Source organism: Pseudarthrobacter sp. NamE2, from assembly GCF_005796205.1.
GTDB lineage: Bacteria > Actinomycetota > Actinomycetes > Actinomycetales > Micrococcaceae > Arthrobacter.
In genome coordinates this window covers 276991-299400 of record NZ_VAHN01000002.1, presented here as the reverse complement: position 1 = coordinate 299400, position 22410 = coordinate 276991, and the positions used below count along the sequence as shown (strand labels likewise).

General features: G+C 66.7%; 13 protein-coding genes and 2 tRNA genes. 4 read left to right on the top strand and 11 right to left on the bottom strand.

The window, feature by feature from the left end; genetic code table 11:
- Positions 1 to 82: 82 nt before the first annotated feature.
- A complete protein-coding gene (locus tag FDW83_RS04345) occupies positions 83 to 874 on the top strand; it encodes a PspA/IM30 family protein (RefSeq protein WP_138136356.1) in 792 nt (263 codons plus the stop codon).
- An 88-nt stretch (positions 875 to 962) separates the two neighbouring features.
- Complete coding sequence (locus FDW83_RS04340; protein ID WP_138136355.1) at positions 963 to 2396, top strand: deoxyribodipyrimidine photo-lyase; 1434 nt, start codon at positions 963 to 965, stop codon at positions 2394 to 2396.
- Here FDW83_RS04340 and FDW83_RS04335 read toward each other — a convergent pair.
- From FDW83_RS04335 to FDW83_RS04315, 5 genes are all read right to left on the bottom strand, one after another.
- The gene (locus FDW83_RS04335) at positions 2393 to 3328 is read right to left on the bottom strand and encodes a cytochrome b/b6 domain-containing protein (RefSeq protein ID WP_138136354.1); all 936 of its coding nucleotides are present in this window, start codon (positions 3326 to 3328) and stop codon (positions 2393 to 2395) included. The genes FDW83_RS04340 and FDW83_RS04335 overlap by 4 nt on opposite strands.
- Positions 3329 to 3466: 138 nt before the next feature.
- Positions 3467 to 3540, bottom strand: a tRNA-Met gene (locus FDW83_RS04330).
- Positions 3541 to 3661: 121 nt separating this feature from the next.
- Positions 3662 to 3735, bottom strand: a tRNA-Met gene (locus FDW83_RS04325).
- A gap of 118 nt (positions 3736 to 3853) precedes the next feature.
- Positions 3854 to 6829 carry a UPF0182 family protein gene (locus tag FDW83_RS04320; RefSeq protein WP_138136472.1) on the bottom strand — a complete coding sequence of 992 codons (2976 nt, stop codon included), beginning with the start codon at positions 6827 to 6829 and terminating at the stop codon, positions 3854 to 3856.
- Between the two features lie 162 nt (positions 6830 to 6991).
- Positions 6992 to 8110: a PDZ domain-containing protein gene (locus FDW83_RS04315; RefSeq protein WP_370281165.1), complete on the bottom strand. Its 1119-nt coding sequence runs from the start codon at positions 8108 to 8110 to the stop codon at positions 6992 to 6994.
- A gap of 199 nt (positions 8111 to 8309) precedes the next feature.
- Here FDW83_RS04315 and FDW83_RS04310 point away from each other — a divergent pair, with 199 nt between their 5' ends.
- On the top strand, positions 8310 to 9728 hold the full coding sequence (locus FDW83_RS04310) for a zinc-dependent metalloprotease (protein WP_138136353.1): 1419 nt from the start codon (positions 8310 to 8312) through the stop codon (positions 9726 to 9728).
- A 30-nt stretch (positions 9729 to 9758) separates the two neighbouring features.
- Here the strand turns inward: FDW83_RS04310 and FDW83_RS04305 are convergent, their stop codons facing one another.
- The 3 genes from FDW83_RS04305 to nudC all read right to left on the bottom strand — a co-directional run bounded on the left by FDW83_RS04305 (position 9759) and on the right by nudC (position 13621).
- Positions 9759 to 10328, bottom strand: coding sequence for a M48 family metallopeptidase (locus tag FDW83_RS04305; protein ID WP_240720852.1), 570 nt, complete (start codon positions 10326 to 10328; stop codon positions 9759 to 9761).
- An 80-nt stretch (positions 10329 to 10408) separates the two neighbouring features.
- Positions 10409 to 12544 (bottom strand): ATP-dependent DNA helicase UvrD2, encoded by a 2136-nt coding sequence (locus FDW83_RS04300; RefSeq protein WP_138136351.1) that lies wholly within the window; start codon positions 12542 to 12544, stop codon positions 10409 to 10411.
- 54 nt (positions 12545 to 12598) lie between these two features.
- On the bottom strand, positions 12599 to 13621 hold the full coding sequence (gene nudC / locus FDW83_RS04295; protein ID WP_138136350.1) for an NAD(+) diphosphatase: 1023 nt from the start codon (positions 13619 to 13621) through the stop codon (positions 12599 to 12601).
- A 144-nt stretch (positions 13622 to 13765) separates the two neighbouring features.
- Between nudC and FDW83_RS04290 the strand changes: the two genes are divergently transcribed.
- Complete coding sequence (locus FDW83_RS04290) at positions 13766 to 15046, top strand: macrolide 2'-phosphotransferase (RefSeq protein ID WP_138136349.1); 1281 nt, start codon at positions 13766 to 13768, stop codon at positions 15044 to 15046.
- A gap of 37 nt (positions 15047 to 15083) precedes the next feature.
- Here the strand turns inward: FDW83_RS04290 and FDW83_RS04285 are convergent, their stop codons facing one another.
- The 3 genes from FDW83_RS04285 to FDW83_RS04275 form a co-directional block, all read right to left on the bottom strand.
- Entirely contained in the window at positions 15084 to 18617 is a 3534-nt protein-coding gene (locus tag FDW83_RS04285; RefSeq protein ID WP_138136348.1) for an ATP-dependent DNA helicase, read from the bottom strand.
- On the bottom strand, positions 18614 to 21877 hold the full coding sequence (locus tag FDW83_RS04280) for an ATP-dependent DNA helicase (RefSeq protein ID WP_138136470.1): 3264 nt from the start codon (positions 21875 to 21877) through the stop codon (positions 18614 to 18616). The genes FDW83_RS04285 and FDW83_RS04280 overlap by 4 nt, the downstream gene beginning before the upstream one ends.
- A gap of 107 nt (positions 21878 to 21984) precedes the next feature.
- Positions 21985 to 22401, bottom strand: coding sequence for an MGMT family protein (locus FDW83_RS04275; RefSeq protein ID WP_138136347.1), 417 nt, complete (start codon positions 22399 to 22401; stop codon positions 21985 to 21987).
- Between the last annotated feature and the right edge of the window lie 9 nt (positions 22402 to 22410).

Below are 22410 nucleotides of genomic sequence, written 5' to 3'. Positions count from 1 at the left end.
GCTGGAACCGGCGGGCACCGGAGCAGTACACCACTGTTGACGGATTCAGTGGTGACCACAGAGCAGGACGAAAGGTAGCACCATGGTTAAGCAGTCCATTTTCGGCCGTATCGCGCAGCTTGCAAAGGCGAACATCAACTCCCTGCTGGACAACGCCGAGGATCCGCAGAAGATGTTGGATCAGATGGTCCGGGACTACACCAACAACATCGCCGAGGCAGAATCCGCCGTCGCGCAGACCATTGGCAACCTCCGCATGCTCGAGGATGACTACAACGAGGACGTCAAGAACGCACGGGATTGGGGAAACAAGGCACTCGCCGCTTCCCGGAAAGCTGACGAGTTCCGCGCCAGTGGCAACGCAGCCGACGCGGAAAAGTTCGACAACCTGGCCAAGGTAGCCCTCCAGCGCCAGATTGCCGCTGAGAACGAGGCCAAGGGTGCCGAGCCGGCCATCATGTCCCAGCGCGAAGTGGTGGACAAGCTGAAAAGCGGTTTGGACCAGATGAAGAACAAGCTCAACCAGCTCACCAGCAAGCGCAATGAACTGGTGGCCCGATCCAAGACGGCTGCCGCACAGTCGCAGGTGCATGACGCCATCAAGAGCATCGACATCATGGACCCCACCAGCGAGGTGGGCCGGTTCGAGGAGAAAATTCGCCGCGAAGAAGCCAAGGTCCGCGGCCAGCAGGAACTTGCCGCGTCCAGCCTGGACGCGCAGTTCAACCAGCTCGAAGACCTCGGCGAACAGGTGGAGATTGAGGCCCGGCTGGCCGCGCTGAAGTCCGGTGGCGCCAAGCCGGCCATTGGCGCGGCTTCGACCAACACCGCTTCCGGAACCACCGTGGACGAAGCGGACTTCGACAAGCTGTAGACTTCCGTTCCAGCTTTGCGCGCAAAGACGAGGGCCAGGACGCGGCGTCCTGGCCCTCACCCGTCCTCCCAGCGAGTAGCGTGATGGCATGGCTCCCACCGATAAGACGTCCCTTGTGTGGCTGCGCGACGATCTTCGCCTGGACGACAACCCCGCCCTCGCTGAGGCCTCAGGACTCGGACTCCCGCTGACTGTGGTGTACGTCCTCGACGATGAGTCAGGTGGAATCCGGCCCCTGGGAGGAGCTTCACGATGGTGGCTGCACCATTCCCTCGCCGCGCTCTCCGCCGCACTTGAAGCAAGAGGCTCCCGTCTTGTACTGCGCCGCGGACCCTCCGGCGACGTCATCAGGAAAGTTGCCACCCAGACTAACGCCGGCCACATCTTTTGGAACCGCCGGTATGGTTTGCCGGAACGGACCATCGACGCCGAGCTCAAGGATTGGGCAGGCGAGAACGGCATTGAGGCCTCAAGCTTCCAGGCAAATCTCCTCTTCGAACCCTGGACCATCCGGACCGGTGCCGGCGGGCCCTATAAGGTCTACTCGCCGTTTTGGCGGGCATGCCTGGCCGCGGGCGACATCCGGGAGCCGCTGGACATCCCTGCCACGATGCCCGCGCCTGCCGCCTCCGGAGGCAGCCTGCCGACCAGCGATCCGCTGGGGAGCTGGCAGCTGCTGCCTTCCTCCCCCGACTGGAGCGGAGGCCTCGCCGCCACCTGGAGGCCCGGCGAGGAAGGCGCCCTCCGCCGCCTTGAGGATTTCCTTGATGGCCCCATCGAAAACTATGGCACGGGCCGGAACATTCCAGGCACCGAGGGGACCAGCAGGCTGTCTCCGCACCTAAGGTTTGGCGAGGTCAGCCCGTTCCGTGTCTGGCACAGCATCGGACGCCGCTTCAAGCGAAAGGTGCCAGCCGACGTCGGGACTTTCCGCGCTGAGCTCGGCTGGCGCGAGTTCAACTGGCACCTGCTGTACCACAACCCGGACCTCGCCACCCGCAACTACCGGCCTGCATTCGACAACTTCCAGTGGGGCCGGCTGAGCCGGCAGGAGCTTTCCGCCTGGCAACAGGGCAGGACCGGCTACCCGTTAGTGGACGCCGGCATGCGCCAGCTGTGGCAAACGGGCTGGATGCACAACCGGGTGCGGATGGCCGCGGCATCCTTCCTGGTCAAGAATCTCCTGACGGACTGGCGCATTGGCGAACAATGGTTCTGGGACACGCTGGTGGACGCGGATGGGGCCAACAACTCCGCGAACTGGCAGTGGGTGGCCGGATCAGGCGCAGACGCCTCGCCGTACTACCGGATCTTCAACCCGGTGACCCAGAGCAGGAAGTTCGACCCCGACGGCCGCTACCTGCGAACGTTCATCCCCGAGCTGGAGAATCTTTCGGGCAAGCAGATCCACGAACCGTGGACTTCGCAAGCGGACGGCTACCCTAAACCCCTGGTGGACCTGGCGGAGTCGCGGGAACGCGCCCTGGAAGCGTACCGGCAGCTCAAGGACGGGCAGGGCTAGCGGCTGCTGACTTTGCCCATCAGCGAAGCAATGGGCCGCAGGAAGATCGGGCGGGCCAGGAACCAGGCGGCCACCATGACCGCCACCGAGGCGGCGAAGACCCAAAAACCGAACCAGCCGTCGTCGTCACGGACGCCGTACATGTGGTTCAGGTTGCGCAGGGCCCCGGTGGCCAGCACCAGGAAGACGTGGACCGCGATGAACGCCACGAAATAGATCATTACCGGGAAGTGGACGGCGCGTGCCCATTCAATGGGGAAAGCCTTGTTGAGGCCGGTTGCTTTCTTGGGCCAGGCCCCGGACATCCGCAGCCCGGTGATGAAGGCCAGCGGGGCTGCAATGAACACGGTCACGAAGTAAGAGAGCAGCTGGAGTGCGTTGTAGTTGACCCAGCCGTTTTCGGTCGGCCAGTTCAAGGACGCATACTGGAGCGCCGCAGAGAGCGCGTTGGGGAAGACATCCCAGCTGGTGGGAACAATACGCATCCACTGCCCGGTGGCGAAGAGCAGGACGGCAAACACGATTCCGTTGAGGATCCAGAGAACATCCAGCATCAGGTGGAACCACAGCTCCAGGCTGATCTTGGTGGGCGCGTTCCTGGTCCGGATCAGGCCCTTGTTGTTGCGCGTCCAGTACCCGCCGGGCCGGGTGGTGGTACGTACCTGCCAGCCCGTACGGATGATCAGGAGCAGGAAGAAGGCGTTGAGGAAGTGCTGCCACGCCAGCCATGCCGGGAAGCCAACCGGTGCGTTGTCCGGAAGTTCGGAGTGGCCAGGGTAGTCCGCAACGAAGGAGGCCACAGCTGGCAGCCCCATGAGCCACTTGGCAACCAGCACCACCAGGACAAGCGCCCCGAGGACAGCGGGCACGCCCCAGTAGAGTCGGGACCGCTTAGCCGCGGCGGTACCGCGCTTCTTGGTGGGTGTGGACATCGAGCAACATTCCTCTCGAGAATGACTGGCCAACTGCTCACGGCTGTGAGGCTCTGCGAAAGAGAATACTAGGAACTGCGCGTATTCAAGGAAAAAGAAGACCCCGCCCGGCTGGTGCCGGTCGGGGTCTTTCCATAGTTGCGGGGACAGGATTTGAACCTGTGACCTCTGGGTTATGAGCCCAGCGAGCTACCGAACTGCTCCACCCCGCGTCGCTGGATCTACACTACCCTATTTTCGCTGCAGCCTTGACCACTGTCCCAACGCGCCAAGGTGCGGCTGCTTAAGCAGGAAGGACCGGACACTGTTTCCAGTGTCCGGCCCTTCCGTTCGTTGCGGGGACAGGATTTGAACCTGTGACCTCTGGGTTATGAGCCCAGCGAGCTACCGAACTGCTCCACCCCGCGTCGCAAGAACTACTTTACCGGGACGTGAACAGCGGGCCAAATCGAAGCGGCGTGATCTCCGTTACGGAGCCCCGGCACCCGCTCCGAAAGGGGCAGGTGCCGGGCGCCGCCGTCGGCCTTAGCTGCCTGGCGACGGCGACGGCGACGGCGTAGCGTCAGCAGCGGGCTCCGGGGACGGGGAGGCGGCGGGGGCAGGAGCCGGGATCTTGGCCTCCGCGTCCACAGCCTTTTGCAGTGCGGCTGAGATCCGCTTCTGGGCTTCGCCATAGGCGGCGAAGTCACCCGAAGCGAGCGCTGCCTGCCCTGCCTGGATAGCCGCGTTGGCCTCATCCAGTGCAGCCTTCAGCTCCGCCTTGGCGTCTGCCCCGCCCGGCGCGGGCGGAGCCGCGGGATCGGCCGGCGCCTGCCCGTTGTTGTCCGAGTCGCCGGCAGCGGCGCCGGAGTCTCCGCCGAACAGCTGCTTCAACGCCTCATCGAGGGTGGGAGCAAAACCGACCTTGTCGCCGAAGGCCACCAGCACACGCTGCAGGGTGGGGTAGGACGTCTCACCAGTTGACTTGAGGTAGACAGGCTGGACGTACAGGATGCCGCCGCCCACGGGCAGGGTCAGCAGGTTGCCGTTCAACACATCCGAGGCACCTTGGCGCAGCAGGTTGAGGGCCTGCGACACGGTGGGATCGGAGTTGAACTTGTTCTGCGCCTGGCCGGGACCCGGAACCTGGATCTCCGGCGGAATCTGCAGCAGCCGCAGCTTGCCGTAGCTTTCCGCCTTGACCCCGGCCTCGTTGCCGGCATCCGAATCCGCAGCCAGGAAGCCGTACAGGACGTTGCGGGCATTGCCGTTGACGATCTGCGGGATGAACGACGAGGTCAGCTGGAAAGCGGGCTTCTCCTGGTCCGGCATCTGCAGCGACATGTAGAACGGCGGCTGCTTGACCTCGGCGCTCGAATCCACGGTTGGATCATTCGGCACGCTCCAGACGTCCTTGGTCTGGTAGAAGGTGGACGGGTTGGTCACATGGTACTCGCCCAGGAGCTGCCGCTGGACCTTGAAGAGGTCCTCCGGGTACCGGACGTGGCTCATGACGTCACCGGACATTTCCGTGTAGGGCTTCAGCGACGTGGGGAACACCTTCTGCCACGCCTTCAGCAGCGGGTCCTGGTCGTCCCAGGCGTAGAGGGCGACGGACCCGTCGTACGCGTCCACGGTTGCCTTGACCGAGTTGCGGATGTAGTTGACCGTGCTGTTGGGCAGGGCGACAGTACGTCCGGATGTGGTTTGGGAGTCCGCGGTGGCGTCTGAGAGCTGTTCCTGCTGCGAGTACGGGTAGTACTGGCTGGTGGTGTAGCCGTCCACGATCCATTTGACCCGGCCGTCCACGACGGCGGGATACGCGTTGCCGTCAACCGTCAGGTAGGGGGCAACCTTCTCCACCCGGTCACGCGGATTGCGGTCGTAGAGGATCTGCGATTCCTGGTTAACGCCGTCGGAAAGCAGCAGATCCGATGACTGGAACTTGATCGCATACAGGACGCGGTTGAAGAACGTTCCCACATTGGGACCGCCGTTGCCCTGGAAGGTGTACTGGGTCTCGCCCTCGCCGGACGGCCGGTCCTGCTCCCGCGGCGGAGCACCCTCAGGTGCGCCCACGATCGAGTAGTCAGGCGAGTACTCACCGAAGTAGATGCGGGGCTCATAGGTCGTGTCATCACCCAGGACACCGGTGGAAGGAATACCGGACTGCAGGAACTCCGGCTTGCCGTCCACGGTGAACTTGTTTCCCTTGGCTGCCACCACTCCATATCCGTGGGTGTAGACCACGTGCTGGTTGAGCCAGCCCTGCTGGTTGGTTGCCACGTTGGTGGGATTCAGTTCCCGGACAGCGATCACGGTGTCCTGGATCTGGCCGTCAACTTCGTAGCGGTCCACATTGAGTGACTCGGGGAAACGGTAGTACGGACGGTACTGCTCCAGCTGCGCGAATGCATCCGAGATCAGGTTTGGATCCAGCAGCCTGATGTTGGCGGTTGTTTGTGCATCAGGCGCCAGCGCGCCAGTGCTGGCGGTGTTCGTGGCGTCGTACCGGCTGACCTGGATGGCGTCCAGGCCGTACGCCCTCCGGGTGTTGTCGATGTTGCGCTGGATGTATTCCTTTTCCAGGGTTTCCTCGGAAGGCCGCACCTGGAACTGCTGGATGACCCAGGGGTAGACGCCGCCCGCAAGGATGGACGTGATGACCAGCATCGCGGTTCCAATGACGGGCAGGCGCCAGCGGCCGATGATGGCGGCAACGACGAACAGGATAGCCACCAGGACGGCGGCGACGGCGAGGATGGCCTTGGTGGGAATGACGGCGTTGACGTCGGTGTACAGTGCGCCCGCCCACTTGCCGGAGTTGCTTTGCACCGCGGAGTAGCGGTCAAGCCAGAAGTTCACGCCCAGCAGGATCAGGAAGGCTGCACCGGTCACGGCGATGTGGATCTGGGCTGCGCGGCTGGTGAAGATGCCGCGTTCCATCAGCCGGATGCTGCCGTAGAGGTAATGGGTGAGGATGCCGGCGATGCCGGCGATGACCACCACGCTGATCAGGAAACCGGTGACGAAGCCGAGGAACGGCAGGACCATCAGGTAGAAGCTGATGTCCAGGCCGAATTCCGGGTCCTGCTGGCCGAAGCCCTCCTGGTTGAAGAACAACAGGACCTTCTGCCACTGGCTCGCGGCGGCGCTGCCGGCAAAGAGTCCGAAGAGGACGGGCAGGCCCACCATGACCACCCGGCGGACCGGCTCCAGCTGCGCCTGGTAGCGGTTGAGGTTGTCCCGGATGTCGGAGTCCGGGGCGTAGACGGGCCGGGCGTGGTAAGCGATGCGGATCGCGAAGAACACTGCGGCGAACATGATGGCAAAGCCGGCGGCGAAGATGGCAATCCGGGAGAGGTTCTCCGTGAGGAAAACCTCGATGTAGCCCAGTTGCCGGTACCAGAGGACGTCGGTCCAGACGTTGGCAAAGAAAATGAAGCCCACAACCACGAGGGCCACAACAATCAGCGTGGGCGTCAGCGCGCCCCGTCTGGAAGGGGGTCTGCCTGTGGACATGGTGCTGGCGGGACGGGACAAACTGGGTACCTCATAGCTGGTCGTCAGATATTTGGAGCGTGCGAGCGGGCGGACTCTGCCGGCCAACGGCTGGTTTTGTCCGCCATAGTTGCCACGAGTGGCGGTAAAGCATAGTTCCTGTCGAGTCTAGATGTGCCCAGTCTAGTTGTTTGTGCAGGTCGGCAGGCCGGATGTGTCCCCTCCGCTGCCAGCAAGTTCGACGGCGGCCCTCGCCTGCGCCAGGTTCTCCACCTTGACCACCTGCAGGCCGTCCGGGATGTTCCCGGCTACCTGCGGACAGTTGGCGGCGGGCGCGAGGAACAGGGTTGCTCCCCCGGCCCGGGCACCGTGCATCTTCTGCTCGATTCCCCCGATGGGTCCAACGGCGCCGTCGGGCGTGATGGTGCCCGTCCCGGCGATGTGCTTGCCGCCCGTCAGGTCACCCGGCGTGATGGTGTCGATGATGCCCAGCGAGAACATCAGTCCCGCGGAGGGGCCGCCCACCTTCTCCAGGGAAATCTCAACGTCGAGGGGGAAAGTAAACAGGTATTTGAGCATCACACCGAGGATGAACCTGCCCTCACCGTTGCCCTTCGGCGTAATCGTCTCGGTGACCTGCTGCCCGCCCCGCTCCACCACCACGGTGGCGGGGGCGCCCTTGCCGGCTGCCAGCTCCTCCTGGATGACGGAGAGGGCGGTGATGTCCTTGCCGTTGATGCTCTTCAGGATGTCCCCCTCCTGGATCTTGCCGGCGGAGGCGGAACCTTCGGACAGGCCTGCGGCCTGGAGCTGCTGCCCGAACGGGATGTCCAGCTCGTTCAGGGCGGAAGCAAGCGCGTTCTCCTGGGAGGTTGCCATGGCCACCGCGCTCTGCTCCTCGGCTTCCTGCTTTGTGGTGCCGGTGGGGTAGATCAGCTCCATGGGCTGGACGGACCTGGTGGGGTTGAGCCAGGCAGAGAAGGCGGTAAGGACGCTGACGGGGCCGGTGGGGCCGCCGTCCACGTACACGGTAGTCAGGTCCAGGTTCCCGGAGGCCGGAAAGGTTTCCCGTCCTGTCACCTTGATTACAGGTGCCCCCTGGCTCTGCCCGAGGGTGTTGTAGACGGGCCCGGGCGACTCCACAACGTACGGCACGGGAAGGGTGGCAACACCTATTCCCAGCCCAAGCGCCGCCATGCCCGCCAGCATCATGGCGGACACCCTGGGGTCCCGGGGCGACGCCCCCGCCCCGGGTACGTGTCCGCCGTCGTCCGTTCCAACGGCTGCTTTCTCCCAGGAAATGGCACCGCCGGGAAAGTCTGGGGCATGGTCCTCGGAAGGGTGGCCGCCGCGGGTTGTAGTCACCCCATCAACACTACGCGGTGGCGGACAAACGCGGTTCTTTGCCTACAGCGAACGACGCCGGAGCGCGGCAGACAGCCGACCACGGCCGGGGTACCGTGAAGGTTGATCAACAGTCACACCGACGATCGGCGGGATCATGAGCTCCAACCCACTTAATCCGTCCAACGGGGACGACACCCCCAAGGATCCGTTGACCGAGATGCTGCAGAACCTCATGGGCGGCAAGGGGATGGAAAACTTCGACCCCGCCGAACTGGCCAAGGCTGCCGGGCTGCCCAGCGACCCCAATGTGCTGGCACAGATGTTCTCCCAGGTCCAGGCAATGATGAGCGCGCCGTCCGAGGGGCCGGTGAACTGGACGCTCGCCCATGACAACGCCCGCAGGGTGGCGGCCAGCAGCGCCGACCCGTCCGTCACAGCCCAGCAGTCGCGGGACGTGGACGAGGCGCTCCGGCTCGCGGAACTGTGGCTGGACCCGGTCACGGACCTGCCCGCCACCGGGCTGATCGGCCGGGCGTGGTCGCGGGCGGAGTGGGTTGAGGCGACCCTCGGCACGTGGAAGAGGCTTACGGAGCCGGTGGCCAACAGCATCGCCAACGCGCTGTCCACTGCCATGACGGAGCAGATGCCCGAGGAAATGAAATCCATGATGGGCGGCGCGTCGTCAATGCTCCAAAACATGGGCGGCGCCATCTTCGGCATGCAGCTGGGGCAGGCGATCGGGGCACTCTCCACCGATGTGGTGAGCTCAACCGATATTGGCGTGCCGCTGGCGGATCTCGAGATGGCGTTGCTGCCGGCGAACGTTGCCGCATTCGGCGAAGGACTGTCGCTGCCGGAAAATGACATCAGGCTTTTCCTCGCGGTGCGCGAAGCCGCCCATGCCCGGCTCTTCGTCCAGGTTCCCTGGCTGCGCGGACACCTGCTGGGCGCCATTGAGGCTTATGCCCGGGGTATCCACATTGACACCTCCCGCATCGAGGAACTGGCACGCGACCTCGATCCCAGCAACCCGGAAGGCATCCAGGAGGCATTGTCCCAGGGTGTCTTTATGCCCCAGCGGACCCCCGCCCAGGATCAGGCCCTGGAGAAACTGGAAACCGCACTTGCCCTCGTGGAGGGGTGGGTGGACGAACTCACTGCCGCAGCCACCGAGAAGATGCTGCCCTCCGCCGGCGCCCTGCGGGAAACGGTCCGCCGCCGCCGCGCCACCGGCGGCCCCGCAGAGCATGCCTTTGCCTCGCTGGTGGGACTGGAACTGCGGCCCCGCCGGCTGCGGGACGCCGCCACGCTGTGGGCCACGCTGAAGGAAGAGCGCGGCATCGAAGGCCGCGACGCCATCTGGCACCACCCTGACCTGCTCCCCACCGCGGAGGACCTCGACGATCCCAAGGGGTTCAGCGGGCGCCGGAAACTGGCCGAGGCCAGCGACAGCGAAGTGGACGATGCCCTGCAGAAACTGCTCAGCGGCGGATTCGACGCCACTTCCCCGGATGCCAAAGAGGACGGGAAAGGGACGGACGACGACGGCGGGGACGGCCAGGCGAAAAGCTAGCCCGGGGCTGCTGGCCGGGTAAGCCGCCGGCTAGTCGGCGTCGTGCGGCCCGCGGTCCTGCTCCGCGAGGCCGCGCGCCGTGGCGAACGAAACACCTTCCAGGAAGGCTTTGGCGCGCTGCGTCTCCGGATAGGCCTCGAGGAGTTTCCAGAATGCCGCGTTATGCCCGGCCACCAGCAAGTGGGCCAATTCATGGAGCAGCACGTAATCGATGACCCACTGCGGCATGGGCCGCAGTTTGTCCGAGAGCCGAATGGTTCCGTCCGCAGGCGTGGCGGAACCCCACCGAGAGTGCTGGTTGCTGACCCAGCGCACCGACGCGGGCACGGCGCGGCCGCCCAGATACCGGTTCGACAAATGGGCGGCATGCTCCGCCAGCGCGGCATCGGATGCCGGCCGCTTCCGGCCCGGAGCCGCGCGCCGCTCCCCCTGGCGCTGCAGCTTAGCCAGCATCCGGTGCACCCATTCCGACTCCTGCGCCGCCGTAAAACGGGCCGGGATGGCAACAACGGCGGTCCCGTTCTCCCAAAACGCCGCCACGGTCCGCGTGCGCCGGGCAGAGCGCCGAACCTCCACAGGGGCGCCGTCGGGGGTGGTCAGCGGCGCACTGTGCTGTCCTGTCCTGTGGTTTCGCGCGTTGCGGTTTCCTGCCCGTTGGCGTCCTGCCGCGGATGCCTCGCTCACAGGGCCGCGCTTTCCGTGAGGACGCGGAGAACGTCCTCCCCGTATTTTTCCAGCTTGGAGGGCCCGACGCCGGCGAGCCGGGCGAGTTCTTCCAGCGACTTCGGGCGGGCCTCCGCAATGGCCGTCAGCGTGGCATCGGTAAACACGACGAAGGCCGGCACGTCCGCCGAGTTTGCCGCCTCGCGCCGCCAGCTTCGCAGTGCCTCGAAGGTTTGTTCTTCGTAACCGGGCGGGCAGGCATTACAGCGGCCCACCTTGCGCTCTGCGCCAGTGGAAAGCATGCTGCCGCACACCCGGCACATGGCCGGGGCAGCGGCTTTGCGGCGTGGAGCTGCGCCCTTCCCGCGTGCGGTGGAGCTGGCCACCGACTCGGGCCGGATGCCGTCCAGGAACCGGGAAGGTTTGCGGTTGGCCCTGCCCCCGGGGGTCCGGGCGGTGCTCCAGGAGAAGGCCAGGTGTTCGCGTGCCCGGGTGATGCCGACGTACAGGAGCCGCCGTTCCTCATCCACTGCTTCCGGTGTATCGGCAAACGAGATGGGCATCAGGCCCTCGCTGAGTCCCACCAGGAAGACCGCGTCCCATTCCAGGCCCTTCGCTGCATGCAGCGAGGCCAGCGTGACGCCCTGCACGGTGGGTGCGTGCTGCGCCAGGGAGCGCTCCTGGAGCTCGTTGACGAAGTCCGCCAGGCCAAACTGCGGGCCCCGGTTTTGGACCAGTTCGTCCGCCAGCGCCACCAGCGCTGCCAGCGACTCCCAGCGCTCCCGCAGCGCGCCTCCGCTGTGGGGTGCGGAGTCGGTGTACCCGAGGGACGAGACGATATCGCGGACGAGTTGCCCGAGGGGTTCCGGCGTCCCAGATTCGGCCACGGCCCTGGTTGCCGCCCGCAGCTGAAGGATGGCGTCGCGGACTTCCTTGCGCGCAAAGAACCGTTCACCGCCGCGCAGCTGGTACCCGATCCCTGCCGCGGCCAGCGCCTGCTCGTAGGCCTCGGACTGGCCGTTCGTCCGAAACAGGATGGCCACCTCGCTGGCCGGTGTGCCGGCGTCGAGCAGTGCCTGGATCTTTTGCGCCACCGCGGCAGCCTCGGCTTCGTCGTCGGCGCATTCCGTGAACGAGGGCACCGGACCTGCGGGCCGCTGCGCCACAAGCTGCAGCGGTGTTGCCCAGGCCGCGTCCGCTGCCGGCCCGCCGCTCCGCCGGCCTGCCAGGAGGTCGTTGGCCAGCTTCACCACCTGGGGCGTGGAGCGGTAATCCCTGATCAGCTTGACCACGTTCGCCTGCGGGTAGCGCGCCTTGAAGTCGAGGAGGTGCCGGGGCGAGGCGCCCGTGAAGGAATAGATGGTCTGGCTGGCGTCACCCACCACGCACAGTTCATCCCGGCCGCCCAGCCACAGTTCCAGAAGCCGCTGCTGCAGCGGGGACACGTCCTGGTACTCATCAACGACGAAGTGCCGGTACTGCTCGCGGACGGTGGCGGCGACTTTCTCGTCCTCCTGCAGGATCCCGACGGTGATCAGCAGCACGTCCTCGAAGTCGATGACGTTGCGGTCGGTCTTGACGTCCTCGTAGGCCTGGAACACCCTGGCCACCGCCGTGAGGTCGAAGCCGCCGGGGGTGCCCCTTCCCTGGGCGTTTTCCAGGTAGTTGGCCGGGGTAAGCATGGACACCTTGGCCCATTCGATCTCCGAGGCCAGGTCCCGGATGGAGGCGCGGTCCGTGCTGAGCCGCAGCCGCCTGGCCGCTTCGGCCAGCATCTGCGCCTTGTGGTCCAGCAGGTTGGGCAGCGACCCGCCAACAGCCTGCGGCCAGAAATACTGGAGCTGCCGCAGGGCGGCCGCATGGAAGGTGCGGGCCTGCACGTTGCCTGCGCCAAGATCACGCAACCGGCCGCGCATTTCGGCCGCTGCCCGGGCGGTGAATGTCACGGCCAGGAGCCGCTGCGGGGTGTAGACGCCGGAGTGTACGCCGTATGCGATGCGGTGCGTAATGGCCCGTGTTTTTCCCGTCCCGGCGCCCGCGAGCACGCACAGGGGGCCGTTCAGGGTGCTGGCCACCTCACGCTGTTCCGCGTCCAGGCCGCCAAGGATGCGGTCCTCCAGCGAGGCTGCCCCGTCAAAAATCTCTGTAGTCACTTCTGCTGCTTTGTGTCTCGGCCAACGCGTGCCTGGAGTGTCGTGAATTCGGGTTTAGGCGCCGGCAAGGTCCTCAATCCGGCCGCCGTACCAGTGCTCGATCAGCGCCCGGGCAATGGAAAGCCGGGTGGAGATGGTGACGTCCCCCCGGAGCACGGCCTCCTGGAGCTCCTCCCGGCTGAACCAGCGCGCCCTGGTAACCTCCACGCCGTCGGGCGTTGCCACGGCGTCTTCGGTAACGGCGGTAAATCCAAGCATAAGGGAGGCCGGGAATGGCCAGGACTGGGAGCCCAGGTACTGGCACGCCGTCACACGCACGCCCACTTCCTCAAAAACTTCCCGAACCACTGCCTGCTCCAGCGATTCCCCGGGCTCAACGAAGCCGGCCAGCGTTGAGTAGTTCCTGGCGTCCGCCGGGCCGCCGCCACCCAGCAACAGCCGCCCGTCGGCGCCCACTACGGTGACGATAATCGCAGGATCGGTCCGCGGATAGTGCTCGGAGGAATCCACCGGGCACCGCCGCATCCAGCCGCCCGATTCGACGAGCGTGGGCGTTCCGCAGCGGGGACAGTGGGTGTGGCCCGAGTGCCAGTTGGCGATGGCGCTCGCCTCGATGAACAAGGCAGTGCCGGTTGAGCCCAGGCCGGCCGCTACGTCACGGAAGCCGGCCCAGGCCGCATTCGCAGGAATGCCTGCGGTCCCGGGCTGGACCGGTTCGGAGAGGATAAACAGCAGCAGTTCGGTGCCGGCAGGAAGGTCCGCCGCAGGCAGGGCGGACCCGAGGTAGATCACCAGGTCCGGAACCACGGACGCGGCAGCCAATGCCTCCCGGAACTCCTTTGCGCCGGCCAGGAACAGGGCACCGTTCTGGACCAGCCCCTGCCGCCCTGACAAGACAACAGCCTGCGTGCCCGGCGCTGCCAGGAGTTCTTCCACCATGCCCTGCCTCATGCGCGCCGCTGACCCGCGGTCAACCAGGGCAGGCGGAACGGGAAGCAGGGTCTCCTGGAGATGATTGGCCGGCAGCAGCGCCGGTGCCCCCTGGTGGGCGGGTGTGACTGACTCTGCATGGCTCATGCATCCACCGTACTGACAGGGACCGACAAACCGCATTTCCGCAGGCTCCGGCAGCACCCGTTAGGGGTACCCCACTTTCACCTATCTGGAGACTCGCCGTGGGCAGACCGGCGACTTGGACGGCGGGCAATCTACCGTGGAACGGTGAGAAGAAAACCGATTGAACTGGCAGCCGTTGCAACCGCGGCAGTCCCCGGACTGACCCCAACGGCCGTTAGCTCCGCCCCGGATGATCCCGCGGATTTCGATTCGGCTCTGCTCCTGGATTCGGAAGGCAAGCGTTGGCGGGTCAGGTCGCCCCGGCACGCGGAAGCCAGCGCGAGGCTGGAAACGGAGTTCCTGGTGCTGCGCGCCTTCGCCCCGGGCATCCGGGCTGAACTGCCGTTCCTGATGCCCACGGTTGCCGGCAGCGTCCGGCTCGGCACGCTGAGCACCTTCGTCTACTCCCACCTGGCCGGCAGCACCCGAAGCGTTGAGGAACTCACCGCAGGGCCGGAGCCGCTGGCCCGCGAAATTGGCGTGGCCCTGGCCGCCATCCACGACCTGCCGCGGTCCCTGGTCAGCAACGCCGACCTGCCCAGTTACACACCCAACGAGTTCCGGCAGCGCAGGCTCAACGAACTGGACCAGGCAGCCACCACCGGCAAGATCCCGTCGTCCCTCCTGGTGCGGTGGGAACACGCCCTCGAAGATGTTTCCCTGTGGCGCTTTAACCCGTCCGTGGTCCACGGCGACCTGCACGAGGACAACATTCTGGTGGAAGGCCAGCGTGTCACCGCCGTGACCGGGTGGACGGACCTCCGCATCGGCGACCCTGCGGACGACTTCGCCTGGCTGGTGGCGTCCAACGAGCAGGACTTTGTTGATGCCGTGCTCGCCGGCTACACCGCCGGCCGCCGTGACACTCCGGACAGCCACCTGCTGCGCCGGGCCGCCCTGTCTGCCGAGTTCGCCCTCGCCCAGTACCTGGTAAAGGGCATTGCTGCCGGCGATGCCGCAATAGTGGCCGAGGCCGAAGGAATGCTGGAAACCCTGGCCGGCGACATCGCCGAATACGGCGGCCAACCCATCAGCGTAGAGCCGCTGCCTGCCGGCAGTGCCGCAGGTCCCGGCACCCCGCCGGCGACGTCCGGCCTCACCAAACCGGCAGTCGAAGGAGCACCTGTGCCCGGGGAACCCGCCGCCCCGGTCAGCCCGGTGCCCCACCGGCCGGCGGTCGAGGTAAAGCCCGTTCCCGCGCAACAGGCGGCCGCGGCAGAGCCCGGGCACGTGCGGCCGGCGGTGGACGTGGGTCCCCTCCCTGCACGCCCTGCCGTTTATGTGGCGCCTGTTCCAACTCAACCTCCCGCCGCCGGGGACGCGCCCGCCGGTCCGGACGATACCTCCACCACCGCCCTGCCCGTCGTCAGGGCACAGCAGACGTAGCCGGGCAGCGGCTGCCCTTACGCCGCTTCGTGCGGCCTCACTTCGCGTCGAGGGCCGCCGCCACAATCGCCTCAAGCTGGTCAGCTGTGCTGAGATCATGCGGTCGCACAACCTCGTTGTGGGCGACGTAGAAGAACGCCGCGCGCACGTCCTCCAGCGGGACACCCTTCAGCCGCGCCCATGCCAGCCGGTACACGGCAAGCTGCACCGACTTTGCCCGCAACCGGTCACCGGATGGCCGGCGGCCGGTCTTCCAGTCCACCAGGTCCCAGCGCCCGTCCGCGTCCTGGAAGACGGCATCGATCCGCCCGCGAACCACCACGTCTCCCACCCGTGTCTCTACCGGTACCTCGACGAAGGCAGGCGACCGTTCAGCCCAGGGTGACGCCCGGAAGGTGGCCACCATTGCTTCAAGGTCGTAGGCGGCGTCGATATGGTCGTCAGCGCCAGGGGCTTCCCCGAGGTCGAGCATCCCGGCAGTACCGAAGTACTCTTCCACCCAGGCGTGGAAGGCAGTTCCCTTGCGTGCGGACATCCCCGGCTCCCTTGGCACGGGCCTCCGAAGCCTTGCCAGGACCTCCGTCGGGTCCTCCCCCAGGTCCACCAGCGTGGACGCGGAGATGTGACCGGGCAGGTGGACGTCCTGCCTCTGCGACTTCCTTGCCCTGCGCTGCAGCAACAGGGCGGCCTCCCTGGCCCAGCCGGCAGCGGCTCCGCTCAGTCCTGGCCTGCCTGCTGCTTCAGAGCCACCCGCAACGTCCGGGGACGCCGCTCCAGTTGCTTCCGGGTGCTGTCTCTCCCTGACGGATTCGAGCTCCGCCAGGACGCGCGCCGCGGCCGCTTCCATGGCGTTCCTGCGGCCCCGTGCCAGCCGGAGCCGCTCCCCTGTCCGCGGATCCACCGGCCCCTCCAGTGGGTCATACGGCCAGCCGCCCACCTCAATCTTTGAGGACAACGGGTTGCACTCCGGCAAGGCTGCCTCATCAAGCGACCGCGGATGGACCTTCGCCTGCACAGGCCCCTCGGCAGTCGCCTCCAGGAGGACTTCGAGTTCGGCCAGGAACGGGGACATCTCAGCCATGGCCGCCCGTGAACCCACCCACGCCGCGCTGGACACCCACAAAACGTGTTTTGCCCGCGTATAGGCCACATAGGCAAGCCGGCGTTCTTCCGACTCCCCGTGCGCCTGGACGTCCGCCTTGAAGTCCTTTTCCGCGTCCAGCCAGCCCTTCTGGTCCGGCTGGTCCAGGTCCCACTGCGGCAGGTCGGCGCGGTCACCGCGCAGGGGCCACGGCAGGGCTGCGGCGCCGCTGCTCCACCGCGAGTCCTTGTCGCTGGGGAACGCCCCGGCGTTCAGGCCGGGAACGAAGACCACATCCCACTCCAGCCCCTTGGAGGCGTGGACCGTAAGCAGCTGGACCGCTTCCCGGTTCACGTCGCCCGGCGGCGCCTCCAGGCCGTTCTCCTCTGCGGCTGCTGCTTCGAGCCAGGCCAGGAAGGCAAGGATGTCCACCCGCTGCGACGTGCGGAGGAATCCCGCAGCGGCGTCCTGGAACGCGTCCAGGTTGCGCCGGGCCTGGTGGATACTGACGCCGGGGCGCGCTGCCACTTCGATGTCCAGGAGCATGGCCCGCTCCACTTCGCCAAGGAGTGTGGTGAGGTCGTCTCCCAGGTAGCCCCGCAGCTGCCGCAACTCCGCCGACAGAAGTGAGAGCCGGTTCCGCGCGTCCGCGCTGAGGCTCCTGCCGCTGGCTGATGTCCATCCTTCCCGCGGCAGCCAGTCAAGCGCTTCCACCAGGCTGGCGCCGTCTGTGAGGTCCCCCTCGAGGACCGCCGGTTCGGCATCGTCGTCGCGCTCCGCTGCCCGGCCGCGCCGGCGCGCGAGCTGGCTGGACCAGTCCCTCAGAGCCATCAGGTCCGCCGGCCCGATGCGCCACCTTGCCCCGGCCAGGAGCCGCATGAGGGCGTCGGAACGGCCCGGATCCGCCAGGACACGCAGCGTTGCGACGAGGTCCACTACCTCGGGTGTGTCCAGGAGGCCACCCAGGCCCACGATCTCGTATGGAATGTTCCTGGCCTCGAACTGGCGGCGGACAGCCTCCATTTGGGCACGCCGGCGGCAGAGGACAGCAATTGCCGGTGCGACGGCGGTGCCATCCGGCTTCAGTTCGAAGTCGGTCACCCTGTATTTCAGGATGTCGTCCGCCAGCGCAGCCGCTTCGTCCGCATCGCTGCCGAAGCGGCCCAGCACCACGGTGCCGTCCACCGCGTAGGGGCTGGGTTGCAGCGGAGGTACCTTCCCTGCAGCAGCACCGCCCCCGGCCGGTACCCGCTGGGCCTGCGACTTCCCCAGCGACCCGGACATCACATTCGCTGCTGCCAGGATGGAGCGTCCGTTGCGCCAGGCGGTTGTCAGGTATGACGTGGGTGCAGGTGACCAGGAGGCAGCCTCTGCCGGACCGGTCTTTACCGGGAATTCCCGGACGAAGTGGAACAACTGCCCGGCCGAGGCGCCGCGGAAGCCGTAGATCGACTGGTTGGGATCCCCCACCGCCGTCACTGCATGTCCTCCGCCGAAGAGGCGGGAGAAGAGCACCAGCTGGGCGTGCGAGGTGTCCTGGAACTCATCGAGCAGGACCACCTTGTAGCGCTGCCGCTCCATGCTGGCAGCGAGTGGAACGTCCCGGGCGACCTTGGCAGCCAGTGCTACCAGGTCTCCGAAGTCGAGGGCGCCACGTGCCCGTTTGGCGGCGGCATAACGGCCTACCATGTCCGCCACGCTGGCCCTTGTCCGCATCATCCCCGCGAGGTCGGCGGCGGCCTGTGGAGGATTCTTCTTTTTATCTGCCAGGTACGGCAAGGACTCGAATTCCGAAAGCCGCGCCATCAGCCACGCCTCGACGTCCTCCGGTTCCTGCAGGTGCTCGGCGCACTCGCCGGCGAGCTGGATGACTGCCTTCACCAGCGTGGACTTGGCGGCACGGAAGTGGGCATACTCGCCGTCGTACGCCTCCACGACTTCGCTGGCGAGCTGCCAGGCCTGGGCGCCGCCCAGCAGGACCACGTCCCGTTCCACCCCGAGGCGGAGCCCGTAGTCGGACACGATCCCACTGGCGAAGGAGTGGTACGTGGACACCTTTGGCTCCATGGCATCGCTGCTGAGCAGGCCTTCCGGGAAAACCCGGTGCGTGGTGTCGTTGGCAACCAGCCGCTGGAGGGCTGCCAGCTTTGCCCGGATGCGGGAGGCCAGCTCACCGGCGGCCTTCCGGGTGAAGGTCACGCCCAGGACTTCTTCCGGCCTGACCCAGCCATTGGCGACGAGCCAGACTACCCGGTCCGCCATAGTTGCCGTCTTTCCCGAGCCCGCGCCGGCAATGACCAGCCGCGGCGTCAGCGGAGACGAGATAATGGCTGACTGCTCCGCCGTGGGTACATTCTTCTCACCCAGCAGCACGGACAGTTCTTCCGGGGTGAACCGCACGGGCAAGGGTGCTGCGGCACCATCCGGAATCGCCGGGGCAACCGAGGAGTGCTGATTCGCCACTGGCTTGACGCCTGAGGCCCGGCTCATTCCGTCACCTGTTTTCCGCGTACGCAGAGCGGGCATACCTCGGGCAATTTGCAGCCGTGGCCCCCGTGGCTGCCCTTGGCTGGATCATGCCGTGCTTCGAATTCATTTCCGCCCATTACTGCCGCCGCCTCCTTGACCATGTCGATAGCCCAGTTGTCCTGCGGGTCCAGTGCCTCCTGCTGCTGGATGGCCGGGTTCTTGGCGCTGGTGCCAAGCTGGGCCAGCACGGCGCCGCCGGGCAGGGTGGTGCCTCCGTTAGCCCCGCTGCCTTGGAAGCCGCCGGCCAGGACGGCGGCCTGGTAGGCCCCCAGCTGCGGATGTTTGGCCACCTCGGCCTTTCCTGGCTGGCGCTTTCCTGTCTTGAGGTCCACGACGACCAGCCTGCCGTCACCATCAATCTCCAGGCGGTCCACCTGGCCGCGAAGGACGGCCGCCCGAGGGCCGGCGCCGTCCACAGCAATTTCGCCAAGGGCCACCTCGAAATCCTGCTCCACTCCCAGCAGGCTGCGGCCCTCGCTCCGCATCACCACTACGTACTGGGCGAGCTTGCGCACCATGGACTCCGCCCGCTGGAAATCAAGCCTGCCCTCCCAGTTGTCTTTCATCCCCAGAGCGGGCCAGCGGCGCACGAGTTCGGCGACATACTCCGATCCCGAGGCCTCCGGCATGTCTTGGGCGATTCCGTGCACGAGCGTTCCCAGGCTGCGGGCAAAGTCGGCAGCCGCCTCACCGCCGGCAGCCTGGACAAACCAATCGAGTGGCGATTTTTGCACGGTTTCCACTTTCGACGGCGACACCGGTACGGTGCCGCCGGGCGGCACCACCGCCGCGTCGGACGTCAGCGGGGCCAGTCCCCACCAGCTCGAAGGATGTGCGCCAGGCACGGGCGGCTCGGCTGACGCCAGCGTTGCCAGGACCCGGGCCGCCTCCTGCGCCTGCGGATCTTCGCCATCCAGCTGGGCGTGCTGCCGGAGCTCGGCAACGAGTGCCCGCAGCGTCATGGGGCGCTCCACCGGCGTGAATCCCCTGCCCTCCCGGCCCTGCTCCAGCGGTGCGACGTAATCCAGGAACGACGACGGTTGATCGTTTTCGGAAGCCACCGCCGTACAGACCAGCAGCTCCCGTGCACGGGACACGGCGGTGGAAAAGCTGCGCAGTTCGTCGTACCGGATATCGCGCAGCCGGCTCAGGGGATCGCGCTGCAGCGCGTAAGCTGTGCCATGTTCCACGGCGTCTGCATAGAGGGTGCTGCCCAGGAGTTCACCGCGAAGCCGGGTATTGGGCCAAACCCCCTCCTGGAGCCCGGCAACGATCACCACTGGCCACTCGCGTCCTGCGGCGCTGGCGGGGGTCATCAGCTCGACGGCGTCGTCCACCTGGGCGCGGGCGGCCAGCGTGTCCATGGGCAGTTCCTGGTTCAACAGGTACTCGAGGAACTGTTCCGGACCGGCGCCGGGCATTTGGTCGACATACCTCTCGGCGGTGTGGAACAGCGCCATGATGGCATCAAGGTCGCGGTCGGCGCGGGCACCGTGCGGCCCGCCGCCCAGTGCTGTGTCTGTCCAGGTGGCCGCGAGGCCGGTGGAACTCCAGAGCGCCCACAGCACTGACTCCGCGTTGGCCCCAGGGTGGCACGCGGCCTCCCGGCCGGCATGAATCATGCGGGCAGTGCGGCGGGCCGCACGTCCTTCGATCCCGAGGCTGCCGAGCGCCGCGGGATCCAGCAGGGCTTCAACCAGGAGTGCATCGCTGGTGCGGCCGCCACCGCCCAGAAGCTCTTCGCGCCTCAACGACTGGCGCAGGCGCCGCAGTTCAATGGAGGTGGCACCACCGATCCTGGACGTGAGGAGCGACACCGCGGCCTCGGGTGTGAGGACGTCGGGGTCGAGCGCGACGGCGAAGGCATCCAGGAGCGGACGCACCGCCACCTCGTCGCGGACAGCGGATTCTGCCACCGGCACGCGGACGGGTATGCCCTGCCCTGAGAGGTAGCGCTGCAGCTCGCCCACCTGGCTGCCGTTCCGGACGATGACCGCGATGTCCGTGAGTTCCCGGCGATGATTGATGTGCTGGTCAAGGATCCGCTGGGCGATATACCGGAGTTCATGCACCGCGGAAGGTACCAGGTGTGCCTCGACCGCTCCGTCCGGCCCCCGGTTCTCCGGCCCGTCCTCCTGATCGAGGCGGCGGGCCAGGCGGCTGCCTGCCCGCTGGGCTATCCGGGCTGCAACGCCCAGCCATGCGTCTGCCAGCGCCGGCGCAAGCCGGTGGGAACGTGACAGTGGACGTTCCAGGACCGCGGCCTCCGGTGACAGCAGCCGGGGCAGCTCGGAAACGAGGTCTGGCCGGGCACCACGGAAGCCCTGGACAACAGTGTCCGGGGAATAGGCCACGTAGCAGTCCTGCCCTGAGGCGATATCGGCCAGCAGCTCGAAGACGGCAGGGTTCGCTTCCTGGATGTCGTCCACCAGGATGAGCTGCAGGCGCGCCCGTTCGGCCTCCAGGAACCCGGGGGCGTCCTGGAAGATATGCCGCGCGGCAGTGATGATGCCCGCGGGATCAAAGGCCTCCGGCATCCGCATGTCCAGGACGTCCCGGTATTCGCTGTACAGCGAAGCGGCGGCGGTCCAGTCAGGCCGGCCGCACTCCTGCCCCAGCCGGACCAGGTCCCCGGCTGTGCCTCCGGATTCGATGATGCGGTCGAAAAGCTGCCGCACCTCCTGGCGGAACCCGCGCGTTTCCAGCGCTGCGGCGAGATCCGCGGGCCAGGGCAGCCCCAGGCCGGGCAGGCGGTGGCCATCAAGGAGCTCCTTGATGATCAGGTCCTGTTCGGGGCCGGACAGGAGGCGCGGCGGCCTGGGCAGCGGGATGACGCCTTCGGCCTTGGCACGCCTGATGAGGTCGAAGGCATACGAGGCCCAGGTCCGCGCGGGGGTTGTGCTGAGGCTCTGGTCCAGCCGTGCCGTGAAGCGGTCGCGAAGGAAGTCCGCCGCGAGCCGGGTGGGGGCAAGAATCAGCATGTTCTCCGGATTGATGCCGTCGCGGAGGACACGTTGGACAGCTGCCTCAATCAGCACGGTGGTCTTGCCTGTTCCCGGAGCACCGGGCACCAGCACTGGACCTGCCGCCCGGGGAACATCGACGGCGGACTGCTGGTCCGGAGTAAGTAGCGGGGCGGCAGCACGGGCGTGGCGCGGGGGCAGCAACCGCAGCGAAGCTGCCGCCGGCCTGCCGGCGCCCGGACCGGAAGCGCCGTCCACGGTCCCGGTCCCGGGTGCATCAGTCCAGGGGCCGTATTCGTACTCCTCGCCAGGCTGCGGACCTTGCAGGTACTCGTCACGCGGTTCGGTAAGGGGAAGTGTTGCTGTCACACCGACATTCCATCATCAGCCACCGACATTCCTTGGAGCCGGCGCTCCAACTTGCGGGCAATGCCTTCGATGCAGTCAAGATTCTGGTCCGTGGGCACCCACCGGGCCGCGGGAAAAGCGACGCGCCAGCGGCCCTCTCCGGTTCGAAGGAAAGTTTCATAGGCCCCGTAAAGCGGCGTGCCTTCCTTGAGATAGCGCCTTAGCGCCTGCACTTCATGTCCGTCCGGCGCCTGACCGCCCGCTTTGATGACACGCCACCAGGGTACGGCGGTGCCGTAATTGCTGAGCACTGCCCCCACCTGCCGGGGTCCGCCCGCTCCCAGCAGCTCCGCCACGTCCCCGTAGGTAACAGCGGATCCGGCCGGTACCAGGTCCACAATGGCCAGCACCGCCTCCACGTACTCAATCCGCATTGATCCAAT

What these genes read in the sequence shown, in the direction of transcription:
- FDW83_RS04345 (WP_138136356.1), top strand. Translation starts at nt 83, where the DNA reads ATGGTTAAGCAGTCCATTTTCGGCCGTATCGCGCAGCTTGCAAAGGCG.
- FDW83_RS04340 (WP_138136355.1), top strand. Translation starts at nt 963, where the DNA reads ATGGCTCCCACCGATAAGACGTCCCTTGTGTGGCTGCGCGACGATCTT.
- FDW83_RS04335 (WP_138136354.1), bottom strand. Translation starts at nt 3,328, where the DNA reads ATGTCCACACCCACCAAGAAGCGCGGTACCGCCGCGGCTAAGCGGTCC.
- FDW83_RS04320 (WP_138136472.1), bottom strand. Translation starts at nt 6,829, where the DNA reads ATGTCCACAGGCAGACCCCCTTCCAGACGGGGCGCGCTGACGCCCACG.
- FDW83_RS04310 (WP_138136353.1), top strand. Translation starts at nt 8,310, where the DNA reads ATGAGCTCCAACCCACTTAATCCGTCCAACGGGGACGACACCCCCAAG.
- nudC (WP_138136350.1), bottom strand. Translation starts at nt 13,621, where the DNA reads ATGAGCCATGCAGAGTCAGTCACACCCGCCCACCAGGGGGCACCGGCG.
- FDW83_RS04285 (WP_138136348.1), bottom strand. Translation starts at nt 18,617, where the DNA reads ATGAGCCGGGCCTCAGGCGTCAAGCCAGTGGCGAATCAGCACTCCTCG.
- FDW83_RS04275 (WP_138136347.1), bottom strand. Translation starts at nt 22,401, where the DNA reads ATGCGGATTGAGTACGTGGAGGCGGTGCTGGCCATTGTGGACCTGGTA.